The following is a 14110-nucleotide window of genomic DNA, read 5'->3' as shown; positions in this document are numbered from 1 at the left end:
TGGCACCAGAAGGAATCGGACGCAATCCTTCGATTACATCCTTACCCACTGGTGCAACACTTAGGACATATGTCCCAGACATTGCATGTTCATGTGCTTTTTAAACGTCTTATTTGTACAAGACTTTATCTACATTGTATTTCGCACGCATCGTGTTGATGATATACGTTTCGTAAATTTCACGATCTACCGGATCTTCAACCAGGCATACTTCAATCTTTGTTACTTCTTCGCGGTGATTCTTAATTGGTGATACGGTATCTTCAAAATGCTTTTTGATGCGGGGTCTTAATTTACGTGCTTTCCCGACAAATAACAACTCTCCAGCGGCATTGTAAAACATGAAAATCCCGCCTAGTTCCCGGGTAATCAGGTGAAAATCAGTAAATCCATAAATGTGGCTAAGCTGTGGATCAGCCTGCTTTGTGATGGTTACATCCGGTGTTGGCACGGTAATATTAATCAATAGGCTCACTTCCTCATTATCTATAGGTTTACATCCTATCACATATTATAAAGGGACACCATTTCAATCTATATGAAGTACAATTCACGCAATTTTCGCTATTACGACAAATATTTCAAAAAAAAGGTTAACTTCCCTGATTCAAAGTGGTACTATAGGGGTATGAGGAAGAAATTGGGCACTGAGACATACGTCTTTATATCTACCTCCGTCTATTGTACCCTATGATTGAAACTCTTTTTCATGCTGAATTCTGTTACGTGATCACGACAAGAGTACAGTTAGCAAGAACCCTAGCTTATAGATTGTGGATTCATCATCTAATCGAACCTTGCAGCAAGCAAACCTAGAAAGACCTAGATTCATGATTCACTGTAGATTATAAGTATCACCTAGAAAGCCTGCAATTATAGTCGTACTGAAATTAATAGACACACGTAGAAGGTCAGATAGCTATCGATCCTAGAGAGACTAGTCATGCAATACAACTGTAGAAATTATAGCAGCAGTACTATAGAAAATGGATCAAGTTTCACCACCAGGCCCCGGCATACTGCTAGGGCTTTTTTGCGTTTGTGCGAACAACCAACCACACGCTCAGGGAAACAGAGGTATCGTGGTTCTTTCTGCGGGGTTTATAATATGGCAAGATACCAGTAGAGGGAGTGATGGGATGTATTCCGATCTGCAACTGACGGAGGACCGCCCTGTATATATACAAGTCAAAGATTATATGAAGCGTTTAATGCTCAAAGGCGGCCTGCAAGCCAAACAAAAGCTGCCCTCGACCCGTGAACTCAGTACACTCATGAAGGTTAGTCGCAGCACGGTCCTGCTCGCTTATGCCGAGCTTGAAGATGAAGGTCTGATCTATGCAGTCAAAGGCAAGGGCAATTACGTCAGTGCCTCCATCGAAACACCTGAGGCAGTAGCGAACTGGGAACTGGACTGGACGACAGAGGTAAGCGAGTATGCAATTAAGGCAGAGCAGTACGATCTGATGAAGCACGGCTCCGGAGCAGAGCGAGGTGAGATATCGTTTACCAGCATAGCGCCGGATGAAAAGCTGTTTGATCTGCACAACGTGAAGCGGGCTTTTCTGGATCGCATGTCACTTGAAGGCGAAGTACTGCTGAATTACGGATATGCGCAAGGATACAGACCGCTGATGAATTATTTACTACGTTATATGGAGAACAAAGGTGTCGACCTCCGTGGCAAGGACATCCTGATCACCAATGGATTCACGGAAGGTTTCGATCTGTTGCTTGGAGCGTTGCGCAAAAAAAGCGGAAAAGCGCTCTGTGAGAATCCAACGCACCACACGGCGATCAAAAATCTAAAGTTGCACCAGTTCCAGCTGACCGGTGTGAACATGGAGCCGGATGGCCTGGACTTGAAGCAACTGGAACATGAACTTGAGGCAAGTCCATATGATCTGGCATATCTCGTGCCCTCCTATCACAATCCAACCGGGATTGTGACGTCCCCTGCGAAACGAGTAGAGATCATCCGGTTGATGAACAAGTATCAGGTACCGATTATTGAAGACGGTTTTAACGAAGAATTGCGATATTCCGGTTCGCATGTCTCTCCCCTGATCGCCAGCATGGGCAAAGGCAATGGACTGGTGTATCTGGGCAGCTTCTCCAAAGTCCTGTTCCCAGGTCTGCGGGTGGGTTGGATTATTGCGGATGCGGCGCTGATTGATTATCTGGAGAGTATGAAACGGGCACGCAGCATCCATACCTCGACGCTGGACCAATCGTTATTGTATCAATATCTGAGCAACGGTAATTTCGAGAAATATTTGAAGCGAGCTCGCACCGAATATAAGCGAAAATATGAATTGGTTGTGCGTTGCCTGAAGCAGCATCTGCCAATGTGCCGGATTTCCGGTGCGGGTGGTCTACATCTGTTCGTGCAGTTCCCGTCCGAATACAGAACCCGTGAACTGCTGGCGGCCTGTAAAGTGAAAGGCGTAACGTTCACACCAGGGGATACCTTCTATCTGGAACCCGGTCAAGGTGTAAACACGATGCGTCTGGGTTTCTCCAGAGTCAGCGATGAGAATATACGTAAAGGCATTCGCATCATTGGCGAGACAGCAGCTCAAATGAGATAAGGAGGATTTCACATGAAAGTTGGCGTGATTATGGGCGGTACATCTTCAGAGCGGGATATTTCCCTGCTCACCGGACAGGAGATGATTGCAAACCTGAATAGAGACAAATACGAGGTTGTACCCATTGAGCTGAATACCAAGCGCGATCTAATCGACAAGTCAGTGGGGATCGATGTGGCACTGCTTGCCCTGCATGGCAAATACGGCGAAGACGGTACGGTTCAAGGCACATTGGAATCCCTGGGTATTCCCTACACAGGCTGTGGTGTGCTGGCAAGTAGTGTATGTATGGATAAAGACATGTCCAAACAGCTCATGCAGCATGCAGGTGTACTTACTGGAGAATGGCTGCGAGTGAGCCATATGGAGGAACTGTCCTCTATTGCTGTTCAACAATTAACGTACCCCGTGGTGGTCAAACCCAATTCAGGCGGTTCCAGCATCGGTACCCAAGTGGTGAAGGAAGCTTCCGCCCTGCCAACTGCTGTAGAGGCTGCCCTCGCCTGGGATGATACGGTCATGATTGAACAGTATATCGAAGGTGAGGAGATTACCTGTGCCATTCTGGATGGTAAGATGCTGCCGGTGATCTCCATTCGTTCGAGCGCCGAGTTTTTCGATTATTCTTCCAAATATGATGACCACGGGGCCGATGAGCAGGTTGTGCAATTGCCTTTGGACCTTCACCATCGCGTTGAAGCCGCGGCCTTGGCCTGTTATCAGGTGCTCAAATGTAGCGTCTACGCGCGCGTGGATATGATGATTCGGGAAGGCATGCCTTATGTGCTTGAAGTGAACACGCTGCCGGGTCTTACCCGTAACAGTCTGCTGCCCAAATGTGCAGCCGCTGCAGGCATTTCTTTTGCAGAGCTACTGGATACCATTATTGAACTTTCATTGAAGGAAAGACCCAAGGAGGATACAACATTATGAGCCTGGATGTGACGATTAGACATAGCTCCCCTACCGATCTGCAAGATATGGTCATTCTGATGGACCAACTTGGTTATCCCACCACGTACGCCGAGATGGAAGAGCGCTATACCCATATCTCTGCGGACGCAAACTTTACTACACTGGTTGCTGAAGCACGAGGCCGCGTAGTTGGACTGATCGGATTACAGACGTCTTATATGTATGAAAAAAATGGAAGACACTGCCGCATCTTGGCATTGGTTGTACACGACCAGTTCAGGGGCTCAGGCATCGGCCGTCAGCTCATTCTTGAAGCTGAGCAATGGGCAGCCACGCATAACGTGGATTCCTTGTCTCTGAACAGTGGCAATCGCCCAGAACGTGAAGCTGCACATGAATTCTATCGTCAGATGGGCTTTACAGCCGGGAGTACCGGGTTTAGCAAAAAGCCGCAGATTCTACAGCACACTTAACCTGCGGGATACGGGATACGCCCCCTTGAATATCAAACCAAAAAAAGAACGCCCCAATCCGCACATTGGCGAAAAAGGGCGTTCTTCGGTATATATCTATGTCGCATCGATGTGCTGTTGATGATTATGGGATCAATATTTGGCTGACTGTGCACCATCAATTGGAATAATAGCTCCATTGATAAACGGTGCTTCGCCGGACAGCAGGAAGGCAACGAGACGCCCTACTTCCTTCGGTTCACCCAAGCGCTTCGCCGGGTTGTCCTTCACGAACTCTTTGGATGCTGACTCCCAGTCATTCGGATTGATCTGTTTGAACGAGCCGATAACCATATCTGTCAGAATGGCTCCAGGTGCAATTGCATTAACGCTGATCCCATGCTCGGCGTATTCAATCGCTGCATCTTTGGTCATGCCGGCTACGGCATGTTTGCTCGCTCCGTAGGCAACCAGGTTTGGCACGGCGCGAATCCCACCAACAGAGGACGCGTTCACGATGTAGCCCTCGCCCTGTTTTTTCATCACAGGCAGAACGTGCTTCAACCCGAAAAATACACCCTTCAGATTGATATCGATAACTTTATTGAACATCTCCGTCTCGTAGTTTTCGATCAGGTTTTGCTTGCCTTCAATGCCCGCATTGTTGAAAAATGCATCGATACGTCCGAACTCATTGACCGTATCGCTAACATACTTCTTCACAGCTTCTTCGTCCGATACGTCACCTTCAATTAGCTTAAATTCGGCATGCTGTACCTCTTCCGAGATCACACGCTTGGTCTCTTCCAGCGCCTTCATGTTCACATCTACCAGGGCAAGCTTAGCCCCTTCACGTGCAACTTCCATAGCTGCCGACCGGCCGAGACCGGAGCCACCGCCTGTAATCAGTACCACTTTACCCGCAAATCGTTCAGTCATAATCCATGGACCTCCCTTTGCTGTTTTTGACATCTTCCATACGTAAATACCCATTTCTTCATTTGCTCTAATCTAACGGGGAACAGTTACAGCCATCATCTCAACCGGATTAGTATGCTTCCGTATTGGCCCTGCCATTCCTCTGACCTGGTACGAAATGACAAAGAGGAGCACCTCTACTAGAGGCACTCCCCATGCATTTCATTATTTTAAGTCATAAGAACTTAAGGACGGTCAATGTAAATCCAGCCTGTTTCTTGTTCCTTATCTACAGTAGCTCCAAGGGATTCAGCCATAAAGCGCAGCGGCACATACGTCTTGCCATCCTTGCCTACATAAGCGGATTCCACCATAGTCACTTCTTTACCAGCAACCGTTGCTTTCTTGGAACCTACAGTCAGGACAATCTCATCACCAGTGATGTCGTCAATGACAACGATTTGGTTTGAGCCTTTGGTCCATTTCACTTCAGCATCCAATTCCTCAGACACGTAGCGGAGTGGAACAAATGTTGTATTCTTAACGGTGATCGCCCCAGCGTATTCATCATCCGGGAAGAGCACTACACTTTTACTCGTGATCCCCGCTTCATCTTTCAGCAATTGATATGCCAGTGAATTGGAATCAAAATTGCGCAGCATCTGTCCAGGCGTAATATCATCCTTCATCAGATCCATAACGCCACCCGATACATCCACTTCATCAACTGCAACCGTTCCACCGATATTCCACTGTTCACTATCTCCACTTACCGTTACAGAGTTCACCGGCAGATCCTCAGAAGCAGGCAGCGCTACTTTCAGTTCAAAGTTTTGCTTACGAATATCCAGCTTGCTGTCGAGATAAAAGTCCAATTTCAGTTTGGTTTCTGTGCCAAAGACCGTTTTGAATTCAGGAGTCTCATTCAACAGGTTGTTCAGCTCCTGATCATAATTGACCAGCATACTGTCCAGTCCTACTTTGATGATGGCATATAGTGACGCAACAGCTTCATCTTTCGATTCAGGAACGATCGAATTCAGCGTTTCATCTCCCCCGCCTTCAACCTCATTCACAGCTTCCAGAACAGGATAGAACACATCATAGAGATCGCCAATCAGCTCTTTCAGTCCTTGCTCATCCTTCGAGATACTCGTTAGGAATGGTTTAACCATAGCAAGTATCTCTTCACCACTAACTTCCAGATGCAGCTTGGAGAGGCTAAGCGCTTCGCCATTCACGGATTCCTGTACCGGTGTTACGGAGATGTTCTTCGGATTGGACAGATGCTTCAGGACAAAAGAGAACAGTTTCGGGGAAATTTCCTCGAGTTGCTTCTCCAAAGCCTTCGTATCTACCATTGGAAGAGCCTGTGCATCTTGGAGCGTATCCAGAGATATGTACAGCGGTTTCTGGGCTCCGTCCAGATCAATGACCAATTGGGACTCATTCATGGACAGGTGGAAAGGTAACTTCGTTCCCTCCATGCTCAGTGTACCTTTGATCGATGCTGTCTTCGCATCTTTCATTTTGGCTTGATCAATATCCAGGGATATGGAATTAATTAGTTCGATCATTTCAAGGTCTTTCTCTGTAGCAAATTCCTTAGCCGGTTCTATGTTTATTTTCATGGATTGTCTGGATTCACCGGACTTGATACTCGCGCCATTGGCCATTGCTTTGCCAACGTCTACTCCACCCACAGCCTGACATCCTGTAAGAACAACCATTAAAAGTACTAGTGGCACTGCCATCCATTGGACTAACTTCCGATTCGTAATATGAACTCCTCCTTAGAAAAATATGGTTCATTTCCATTATGAAGGTATAGGTAATTCTTGTAAACGGATACGCAAAAAATAAACCAAAAGGCCGGAACATGTCCGACCTCTGGTCTATCTATATTTCAGCATATCGTATGTTTCGATAAAACATCCTGCTTCATTGTGCAATGCTGGGAGTTATTCTTGCTCCTGATCTTCTGCGAGTTTCTCATCCGTTTCTTCATCTTCCGCAGTTGCGGGAGTCTCGAATTGATCCGGCTCGTCCTCTTGAATCGCTTTATTCTCTTCGTTCTGATCCTGTGTCATATCGCATTCCCTCTCTTCTACCGGATTGTCATGTCAGCAAGGCCTGAGCCTTGTGTCTATCAATAACCCGAATAGGCGTAGTTCAAACCTGCCTCAGTGTCGGCCATACATTTTCCATCATAATTTCAATGCTCACTTAGAAAACATAAAAGATGATCCCGTTCCCACTTGCAACCGTGGCCTGAAACAAGGCCTGGATATCATCCACAGTCTGAACGATCTCCTGAAATGTCTCTTCCGCATCCCAATCTTCCATGACTGGATAGACGCCTTCAGCGATCATCTGGTCCAGACTATACCGTTGCTTCAATTCCTCCGGTGTGAGCTGCTCCAATGCCATGTAGGCTTCCAGCACCTGCTCGTTACTAAGCAAAAACAGATCCATATCCGAATAGTTTCCCACGTATTGCTCACCTGCGAGAGGCACCACATATCCCAGGGGCGGCTCCCCTTCTACCAAGTTACCGTTCAGCGTGAACTGCAGCATCTGCCATGTTTTATCAATATCCAGATCCACTGCAACATCATGCACACTAACCTCGCCTGACTTGATGGATTCAACTAGCTCCTTTGTTACCACAAGATATCTGCCGGACATTCCCATACCGCTACCCCTCCTGTGTAATTCCTTCTATTGTTCCCCATTAACCGTGCTTGTTGGTTCAGAATCGGGGTAATCCCTATCAAGGAGGGTGTATACATGAAAAAATTTGATTACAGTCTCAATTATGAAGAGCTTGATCTGCGTAAACATCCTGAGCTGTACACCGTAGGCCGGGGAGAGCAGGGTGTTCTGATGGTAGAGCCGTACAAAGGCGAGATTCTGCCACACTGGCGGTTCAAGACACCCGAGATTGCGACGGAGTCATCGGAGAAGATCTATGAGCTATTTTTGAAGTATAAGAAAAAGGGAGATTTCGTGGGTATGGATATGGCTCGTAAATTTCTCCAGATGGGCTATACACGGGCCAGACGGTATACGAATCACAAAGGAGGACGCAAATATTCGAAGGAGGATGGCTCGATTCTGCCCTATCAGAATGATAAGGTGAAGGCAGAAGCCGCAGCTATATTCAAAGCACAATGGGAGATTGCAAAGACGGATCCAGACTATATGAAGATGAAGAAGGAGCATCGGGAAAAGTACGAGTCTGATGAGGCGTAGGATCAATGGTGAAAAGATTGACTTATGGAAACATTTGTCTCAGAATCAATCTTGTTACTGTACATTTTCAACCATTTATATTGGAGAAGAGAGGCGCATCCGATTATGACAGATTCGTTCATCCACTTAAACACAGGCCAGAATATCAGTATCAACGAATCCACCCAACTTCAGGTAACCATTCAATGTACATCATCTCCTTCTCCCTTGGATGTTAGCTGCTTTATGGTGAACGAAGAGGGAAAGGTCCCATCTGACGACTATTTTGTATTTTATAATCAGAAGGCCGATCCCCATCAAAGTGTACTTCTGCAACAGGCAGAGGAACTGAAATCCTCGTTTGTACTGGATACAAATCAATTACGGCAGGCCCCTGTGGAAAAATGTGTGTTTACGGCTACTCTGGATGCGGGAGGTACTTTTGCCGATGTTCAGGCATGTCAGGCGATTGTACAAGCTGGTTCCCAGCAGATCACCTATGAGATCACACAGGTCACTGCGGAAACAGCACTTATTCTCATTGAAATCTATAAGTATCGTGACGGGTTCAAAGTTCGTGCGATTGGACGAGGTTTCTTTGGTGGATTGCAGCCGCTGGCAGAGTCATTCGGTGTTGAAATTGAGAGTAACGACACCTCGGAAGCCGAACAAGTTCTTCTCACGGCACAAGCTGAAGTAGCAGCGGCCTCTCCAGAAGTCTTGGCACCTGTTGCTGCACCAAACACGATTCATCCGCCGCTTAACCTGACTAAGATCGATCTCCTCAAGCGTAAAGTAACCCTGTCTCTGCAAAAGAAAAAGATCGAACCTATACAGGCACGTGTTGCCGTTGTATTTGATGCATCAGGCTCCATGTACCATCTGTATCGCAAAGGCATCGTGCAAGAAGCCTTCGAGCGTATCCTGGCGATTGCATCCGCTTTTGATGATAACGGAGAGTTGGACGTCTGGTTCTTCGCCAAAGACTTCTTGCGTGCACCTAGCGTCACCGCCAGGGATTTCGAGAATTATATTGAACGCACATATACGCTGGGAAGCAAAGGCGGTACCAATAACGAACCTCCTGTGATGCAGGATGTCATTCGCAAATACACGATCGAGGAACCCGATGTGAAGATGCCAACGTATATTATCTTTTTTAGCGATGGTGGAGTCAGTCAAAAAGGGAAAATCATGCGGCTTATTACCGAAAGCTCAACCAAAAACCTGTTCTGGCAATTTGTTGGCCTAGGCCAAGCCAATTACGGTATTCTCGAGAAACTCGATGACATGACAGGACGTTTCATCGATAATGCTGATTTTTTTGCTCTAGACGACATCTCCAAGATCAGCGATGAAGAATTGTACGATCGTCTCCTCACTGAATTTCCAGGCTGGATAAAAGAAGCACGGGCCAAAGGCATTTTGGCCTAAAGCTTTCACCCTATACCACTAATCAGACCTGAATATTTTCTGCTTTACCACCCTTGGAACGTGGACGGAGCATACTTCCTACAATTCGCAACATCAACTTGCGTGGCACGAGGCGGGTGAACTGCGCTGTCCAGTAATTACCGGCCCCCGGCACAGCATAAGGTTTGCCTGACTCGAGTGCTCTCATGGCCACCGCCACGACATGCTCAGGTGTATCACGTTTACCCACCGAGGCTTCATCAGCGCCCACTACATCAAAGAACGAAGTCTCGGTTGAGCCTGGGCATAGTGCCAAAAACTGAACGCCACGCTTCCTGTTTTCTTCGTATAATGCCTCTGTAAAAGAAAGTACAAATGCCTTCGTTGCTCCATACACAGCCATATACGGATCAGGTTGAAAGGCAGCCGTCGACGATACATTAATGACAGCACCATTTTTCTTCTGTAACATGCCTGGCAAGAAAAGATGCGTCATGTTCGTCAAGGCGAGCACGTTCAACATAATCTCCTCCTGTTGCCGGGAACCATCCAGTTGTTCAAAACATCCATGGGTAGCAAATCCCGCATTGTTGATCAGCATATCGATGTGTATTCCCCGATTCTGACATTCCTCATATACGTTCTGAGGTGCCTCTACTTCGGAAAGATCCGATACGATTACCTCAGCCCTTACTTGATATGTACGTTCTATACGTTCTGCCAATTGATTCAGTTTGGACTCTGTTCTAGCCACCAGCACGATATTTTTACCCTTGGAAGCCATCTCGAGTGCAAAAATTTCCCCAATACCTGAAGAAGCACCTGTAATAAGTACCCATTGATGCTGTTCCTTTATCATCTCTCATCCATCCTCTGTATATGATTTGAACACTTGTTTTCATAAGGAAACACTGTTTCTTTATAGAATCATCGTAACTAAAACCCATGACGCTGTCAAATGCATTTATTAAATTTGAATCTGGAGCGTGGTGCTCACTTACTAAACTCGGATTAAATTGACGTTATCCGGCGTAAAACAGTAGAATGACCTTAAGAAAAGGAAACGGAGTTCTGTTCAACAACAATACGGTTACGAGGATGAAATCAATGAAGGATCTTAATTCGGGTTCCACGGAATCTGCACATACGGTAACAACCTTTCAGGAAGCCAGACTGCAGCACTCGGATAACCTGCGGCAAAATATTGTGCATGCTGCTGCTGCTTTACTGCAAGAGCATGGACCAGAAGCTGTCACAGTACGCCGTGTAGCTGAACGCATGGAGTGCTCCACCAAAATCATATATAACCTCTTCGGCAAAAAAGAAGGGTTAGCCAAACATCTATATTTAGAGGGATGCTCCCTCATGGCCCAGCGATTTGAAACTATCCCCCGGCAGGCATCGTTCGAACATTATTTCCGTGATCTAGCCTACGTCTACTGGGACTTCGGCATTTCTCAATCCAGCTTCTATCAGCTGATGTTTGGAGGATCTTTCTCCGAATTCAAACCAGATGGAGAAACCTTACAGGGAACAGCTACTGCACTGAAACAAGTGTCTGCCTTGGTTGAGGTAGCGATTGAACAGGGAATGCTTCAGGTGCAAGATCCCCTGCTTGCGGTTCGGATGATCTGGGCTCCCTTACACGGTGTTATTCATCTGTATTTGGGAGGCCATATTGAGAGCGAAGAAGCTGCCAAAACCCTCTATGATCATACGTTGTCGATGGTTATACACTCCCTTGTGAGTACATCTGCGAATGGATAAGCATTACATCTGTGGTGTTTTAGATACTTTTAGAAGATAAACGAAAAAGGAGCATGCCCTAGGCGTAATACGCCTAGGGCATGCTCCTTTTCTTCTTTGTTCGCTCTATTATAGTTCCGTAACGGTTTCAGTCGATTAACGTGCCTCTTCGTTCTCAGCTTCCCAACGTGCAATTTCTTTGCGCACAATTGGAGCGACTTCTTTACCAAGCAGTTCGATCGCTCTCATGACCTCGTTGTGCGGCATGGTGCCAAGTGGGGTGTGCAACATGAAGCGTGTAATCCCAACTTCTTTGCGCAGGTTAATAATTTTCTGAGCTACGGTATCCACATCACCTACATACAATGCACCTTCCAGGCTGCGCGCCGCATCAAATGTCGCACGGCTGTAGTGTCCCCAGCCACGTTCACGACCCAGTATGTTCATGACCGCTTGCGCTGGCGGGAAGAATTTCTCCACGGCTTCGTCTGTTGTATCGGCAATGAAGCCGTGAGAGTGAGAAGCAACGGTCAGCTTGGAAGCATCATGTCCCGCATGTGTAGCTGCTTTCTTGTACAGCTCCACCAGTGGTGCGAATTGCACCGGACGACCACCGATAATGGCAAGCACCAATGGCAAACCGAGTAATCCTGCACGAACTACGGATTCCTGATTACCGCCACTGCCAATCCATACCGGAAGTTTTTCCTGAACCGGGCGCGGGTAGATGCCCAGATTGTTAAAGGAAGGGCGGTGTTTGCCTTCCCAGGTTACTTTTTCCGAATCACGCAGTTTGAGCAGCAAATCGAGTTTCTCGTCGAATAACTCATCGTAGTCGTTCAGATCATAGCCGAACAGTGGGAACGATTCGATAAAAGATCCCCGCCCTGCCATAATCTCTGCACGCCCATTCGAAATGCCGTCCAGTGTCGCAAAATCCTGATAGACCCGTACCGGATCATGCGATGACAGCACGGTTACTGCACTCGTCAAGCGAATATTCTTGGTCTGTGAAGCTGCGGCCGCCAGAATGACAGCTGGTGATGAAGCGGCGTAGTCGGCACGATGATGTTCTCCCACGCCATATACATCCAGACCTACCTGATCTGCCAAAACAATCTCTTCAACAACATCGCGAATGCGCTGCGCATGACTGATAAGTTCTCCTGTTTTTACATCCGGATTCGTCTCCACAAATGTACTAATTCCGATTTCCATTGTCTGTTCCTCCCTGTTATGAAGCGATCCGTTTTTCGTCTTACCTATTGTAAGTAGATCACCTTTTGTTATGTATCTTAATATTGAACTATTTTGATGAAAAACACAAGTACCCCCTGTTTCCAGAGGGCACATTTATGTTTATTTTCTATAGATTACAGCTTATCTATACTTAGTTCCACCAGGTTGGCATTAATTACAACACCGGTCTGTTTCATAAAATTAAATCCCAGAATTCCGTCAATCTCCAAACCATAATCCATATTTCCTATTTCAACTTGAAAATCATTAATCGTTGTTCCATCTGAAATTTTCATCGAGGACCTCTCATGCCAACATATCGTTCTCTTGCCACAACTTCTGGACGTGAAGTGTGAAAAAAGCAGTATTCCCGTCTGGGATCTTCCTGATGCAATTCACCATAACGTTTTAGTGCCTTTGTAGAATCATCAAATGAATCAATCACTGCCATCTCTTCAATATAACGCTGGCCTTCTCTAGAATGCGCCTTGGTTGCCTCAAAAACGACCCACTCATTAGGGAATCGCTCCTGAACTTCCTTCCATTGCATAGTGACACCTCCAGACCATTAGATAGAGATATTATATCATGTGGAAACAGTATTCCATGGACTGACATTCTAAAATACATAGATTTTTTAGAGCTACGCCTGCAAATCTATTATTTCTTCCTCCCAATGTACAGCAAATGAGACGAGATTCCCAATATGGAAGGGTCTTTGGCGGCTTCAATCATATATTGCATGAGTCCATCGTACTCGCCACGCTCTTTCCAGTATTGCTGCTGCTCGTCCGTGAGCATCGCTCTAAGGCTGGATGAACCAATCAAATCAACGGTTTCAAATCCATGTTGCTCCATGAAGGGCGTAACGTCCTGAATATTAAAATAGTATGCTCCCGTAAATCGTCCTTGATCCTGATGATTGAATATACCCTTCTCCACAAAAGAACGGATTGCTGCCATGTTATCATTTGGTTTCCAATGCTGCGGGGATTGCAGCGAATTGATACTCATGCGCATTCGGCTTTGCATCGCTACAAACACCACGCCACCTCGCTTGGTCACACGGTATAACTCCCGTACAGCAGCCGCGCGCTCTTCGTCTGCCTGCAAATGATATAACGGCCCCAGCATGAGGCACGCATCGTACGTCTCGTCAGCCATACCGGAGAGTGAAGTGGCATCGAGAACATGGAACCCATCGAATTGCTGTGTAAAACCAAACTCCTGAGCCTTTTGCCTCGCAGTATCTACGGAGGAAGGTGTCAGATCCGATAAAGTGACCTTGTACCCCAGCTTCGCAAGCTCAATGGCATACTTTCCTGGTCCTGCGCCATTATCCAGAATACAACCAGTAGCGGGGAGATGTTCCCTGATGTAATGCATGTTAATGATGAATTCAATTGGTTCCCGCTCCAGTCTGCCCCACTCATCAAACCCGGAATAATATTCAATAATATGATCTCTCTTCATCGCTCTGACACCTGCCTTTTCTTATATGTAGACCACCTAACCATGTTCAAAATTAAATTCCAACCAGTATATATCTACTAAATATTTCCTGTCAAACAAAAAAACGTTCAATTCCCATTAAATGCGGAA

The 14110-nt window shown here is 46.4% G+C and carries 16 protein-coding genes; 6 read left to right on the top strand and 10 right to left on the bottom strand.

Annotated features, from left to right (window positions below):
* Positions 1–109: 109 nt before the first annotated feature.
* The gene (locus tag ACDJ59_RS27005; RefSeq protein ID WP_036612270.1) at positions 110–466 is read right to left on the bottom strand and encodes a nucleotide excision repair endonuclease; all 357 of its coding nucleotides are present in this window, start codon (positions 464–466) and stop codon (positions 110–112) included.
* Between the two features lie 673 nt (positions 467–1139).
* Here ACDJ59_RS27005 and ACDJ59_RS27000 point away from each other — a divergent pair.
* From ACDJ59_RS27000 to ACDJ59_RS26990, 3 genes are read left to right on the top strand one after another with little or no spacing between them, the layout of a single operon-like run.
* Positions 1140–2591: a PLP-dependent aminotransferase family protein gene (locus tag ACDJ59_RS27000; RefSeq protein ID WP_413406792.1), complete on the top strand. Its 1452-nt coding sequence runs from the start codon at positions 1140–1142 to the stop codon at positions 2589–2591.
* Between the two features lie 12 nt (positions 2592–2603).
* Positions 2604–3524, top strand: coding sequence for a D-alanine--D-alanine ligase (locus ACDJ59_RS26995; RefSeq protein WP_413406791.1), 921 nt, complete (start codon positions 2604–2606; stop codon positions 3522–3524).
* Positions 3521–3979, top strand: coding sequence for an N-acetyltransferase family protein (locus tag ACDJ59_RS26990; RefSeq protein ID WP_413406790.1), 459 nt, complete (start codon positions 3521–3523; stop codon positions 3977–3979). Before ACDJ59_RS26995 ends, ACDJ59_RS26990 begins: the two co-directional genes overlap by 4 nt.
* Before the next feature lie 132 nt (positions 3980–4111).
* Here the strand turns inward: ACDJ59_RS26990 and ACDJ59_RS26985 are convergent, their stop codons facing one another.
* From ACDJ59_RS26985 to ACDJ59_RS26970, 4 genes are all read right to left on the bottom strand, one after another.
* A complete protein-coding gene (locus ACDJ59_RS26985; protein WP_413406789.1) occupies positions 4112–4897 on the bottom strand; it encodes a glucose 1-dehydrogenase in 786 nt (261 codons plus the stop codon).
* 224 nt (positions 4898–5121) lie between these two features.
* Positions 5122–6630, bottom strand: coding sequence for a copper amine oxidase N-terminal domain-containing protein (locus tag ACDJ59_RS26980; protein WP_413406788.1), 1509 nt, complete (start codon positions 6628–6630; stop codon positions 5122–5124).
* A gap of 207 nt (positions 6631–6837) precedes the next feature.
* Complete coding sequence (locus tag ACDJ59_RS26975; protein ID WP_017691584.1) at positions 6838–6966, bottom strand: hypothetical protein; 129 nt, start codon at positions 6964–6966, stop codon at positions 6838–6840.
* A 136-nt stretch (positions 6967–7102) separates the two neighbouring features.
* Positions 7103–7570 carry a YfbM family protein gene (locus tag ACDJ59_RS26970; protein ID WP_413406787.1) on the bottom strand — a complete coding sequence of 156 codons (468 nt, stop codon included), beginning with the start codon at positions 7568–7570 and terminating at the stop codon, positions 7103–7105.
* 96 nt (positions 7571–7666) lie between these two features.
* Between ACDJ59_RS26970 and ACDJ59_RS26965 the strand changes: the two genes are divergently transcribed.
* Together ACDJ59_RS26965 and ACDJ59_RS26960 are read left to right on the top strand one after the other, a co-directional pair.
* Positions 7667–8131: a DUF4385 domain-containing protein gene (locus ACDJ59_RS26965; protein WP_413406786.1), complete on the top strand. Its 465-nt coding sequence runs from the start codon at positions 7667–7669 to the stop codon at positions 8129–8131.
* A 105-nt stretch (positions 8132–8236) separates the two neighbouring features.
* The gene (locus tag ACDJ59_RS26960; protein WP_413406785.1) at positions 8237–9544 is read left to right on the top strand and encodes a VWA domain-containing protein; all 1308 of its coding nucleotides are present in this window, start codon (positions 8237–8239) and stop codon (positions 9542–9544) included.
* A 22-nt stretch (positions 9545–9566) separates the two neighbouring features.
* Here ACDJ59_RS26960 and ACDJ59_RS26955 read toward each other — a convergent pair whose 3' ends face one another.
* Entirely contained in the window at positions 9567–10382 is an 816-nt protein-coding gene (locus ACDJ59_RS26955; RefSeq protein ID WP_413406784.1) for an SDR family NAD(P)-dependent oxidoreductase, read from the bottom strand.
* Positions 10383–10630: 248 nt separating this feature from the next.
* Between ACDJ59_RS26955 and ACDJ59_RS26950 the strand changes: the two genes are divergently transcribed.
* Positions 10631–11290, top strand: coding sequence for a TetR/AcrR family transcriptional regulator (locus ACDJ59_RS26950; RefSeq protein WP_413406783.1), 660 nt, complete (start codon positions 10631–10633; stop codon positions 11288–11290).
* Positions 11291–11425: 135 nt separating this feature from the next.
* Here the strand turns inward: ACDJ59_RS26950 and ACDJ59_RS26945 are convergent, their stop codons facing one another.
* The 4 genes from ACDJ59_RS26945 to ACDJ59_RS26930 form a co-directional block, all read right to left on the bottom strand.
* Positions 11426–12487 carry an LLM class flavin-dependent oxidoreductase gene (locus ACDJ59_RS26945; protein WP_413406782.1) on the bottom strand — a complete coding sequence of 354 codons (1062 nt, stop codon included), beginning with the start codon at positions 12485–12487 and terminating at the stop codon, positions 11426–11428.
* A 155-nt stretch (positions 12488–12642) separates the two neighbouring features.
* Complete coding sequence (locus ACDJ59_RS26940; RefSeq protein ID WP_413406781.1) at positions 12643–12804, bottom strand: hypothetical protein; 162 nt, start codon at positions 12802–12804, stop codon at positions 12643–12645.
* Positions 12801–13058 carry a hypothetical protein gene (locus ACDJ59_RS26935; protein WP_047840923.1) on the bottom strand — a complete coding sequence of 86 codons (258 nt, stop codon included), beginning with the start codon at positions 13056–13058 and terminating at the stop codon, positions 12801–12803. Before ACDJ59_RS26935 ends, ACDJ59_RS26940 begins: the two co-directional genes overlap by 4 nt.
* Before the next feature lie 110 nt (positions 13059–13168).
* Positions 13169–13981 (bottom strand): class I SAM-dependent methyltransferase, encoded by an 813-nt coding sequence (locus ACDJ59_RS26930; protein WP_413406780.1) that lies wholly within the window; start codon positions 13979–13981, stop codon positions 13169–13171.
* Positions 13982–14110 lie beyond the last annotated feature (129 nt).

It is taken from the genome of Paenibacillus amylolyticus (assembly GCF_047302515.1).
Taxonomy (GTDB): domain Bacteria; phylum Bacillota; class Bacilli; order Paenibacillales; family Paenibacillaceae; genus Paenibacillus; species Paenibacillus amylolyticus_G.
Note: the sequence above shows the minus strand (reverse complement) of the source record. Positions and strands in the feature narration are given on the sequence as shown.

What these genes read in the sequence shown, in the direction of transcription:
- ACDJ59_RS27000 (WP_413406792.1), top strand. Translation starts at nt 1,140, where the DNA reads ATGTATTCCGATCTGCAACTGACGGAGGACCGCCCTGTATATATACAA.
- ACDJ59_RS26995 (WP_413406791.1), top strand. Translation starts at nt 2,604, where the DNA reads ATGAAAGTTGGCGTGATTATGGGCGGTACATCTTCAGAGCGGGATATT.
- ACDJ59_RS26990 (WP_413406790.1), top strand. Translation starts at nt 3,521, where the DNA reads ATGAGCCTGGATGTGACGATTAGACATAGCTCCCCTACCGATCTGCAA.
- ACDJ59_RS26985 (WP_413406789.1), bottom strand. Translation starts at nt 4,897, where the DNA reads ATGACTGAACGATTTGCGGGTAAAGTGGTACTGATTACAGGCGGTGGC.
- ACDJ59_RS26980 (WP_413406788.1), bottom strand. Translation starts at nt 6,630, where the DNA reads ATGGCAGTGCCACTAGTACTTTTAATGGTTGTTCTTACAGGATGTCAG.
- ACDJ59_RS26975 (WP_017691584.1), bottom strand. Translation starts at nt 6,966, where the DNA reads ATGACACAGGATCAGAACGAAGAGAATAAAGCGATTCAAGAGGACGAG.
- ACDJ59_RS26970 (WP_413406787.1), bottom strand. Translation starts at nt 7,570, where the DNA reads ATGGGAATGTCCGGCAGATATCTTGTGGTAACAAAGGAGCTAGTTGAA.
- ACDJ59_RS26965 (WP_413406786.1), top strand. Translation starts at nt 7,667, where the DNA reads ATGAAAAAATTTGATTACAGTCTCAATTATGAAGAGCTTGATCTGCGT.
- ACDJ59_RS26960 (WP_413406785.1), top strand. Translation starts at nt 8,237, where the DNA reads ATGACAGATTCGTTCATCCACTTAAACACAGGCCAGAATATCAGTATC.
- ACDJ59_RS26955 (WP_413406784.1), bottom strand. Translation starts at nt 10,382, where the DNA reads ATGATAAAGGAACAGCATCAATGGGTACTTATTACAGGTGCTTCTTCA.
- ACDJ59_RS26950 (WP_413406783.1), top strand. Translation starts at nt 10,631, where the DNA reads ATGAAGGATCTTAATTCGGGTTCCACGGAATCTGCACATACGGTAACA.
- ACDJ59_RS26945 (WP_413406782.1), bottom strand. Translation starts at nt 12,487, where the DNA reads ATGGAAATCGGAATTAGTACATTTGTGGAGACGAATCCGGATGTAAAA.
- ACDJ59_RS26940 (WP_413406781.1), bottom strand. Translation starts at nt 12,804, where the DNA reads ATGAAAATTTCAGATGGAACAACGATTAATGATTTTCAAGTTGAAATA.
- ACDJ59_RS26935 (WP_047840923.1), bottom strand. Translation starts at nt 13,058, where the DNA reads ATGCAATGGAAGGAAGTTCAGGAGCGATTCCCTAATGAGTGGGTCGTT.
- ACDJ59_RS26930 (WP_413406780.1), bottom strand. Translation starts at nt 13,981, where the DNA reads ATGAAGAGAGATCATATTATTGAATATTATTCCGGGTTTGATGAGTGG.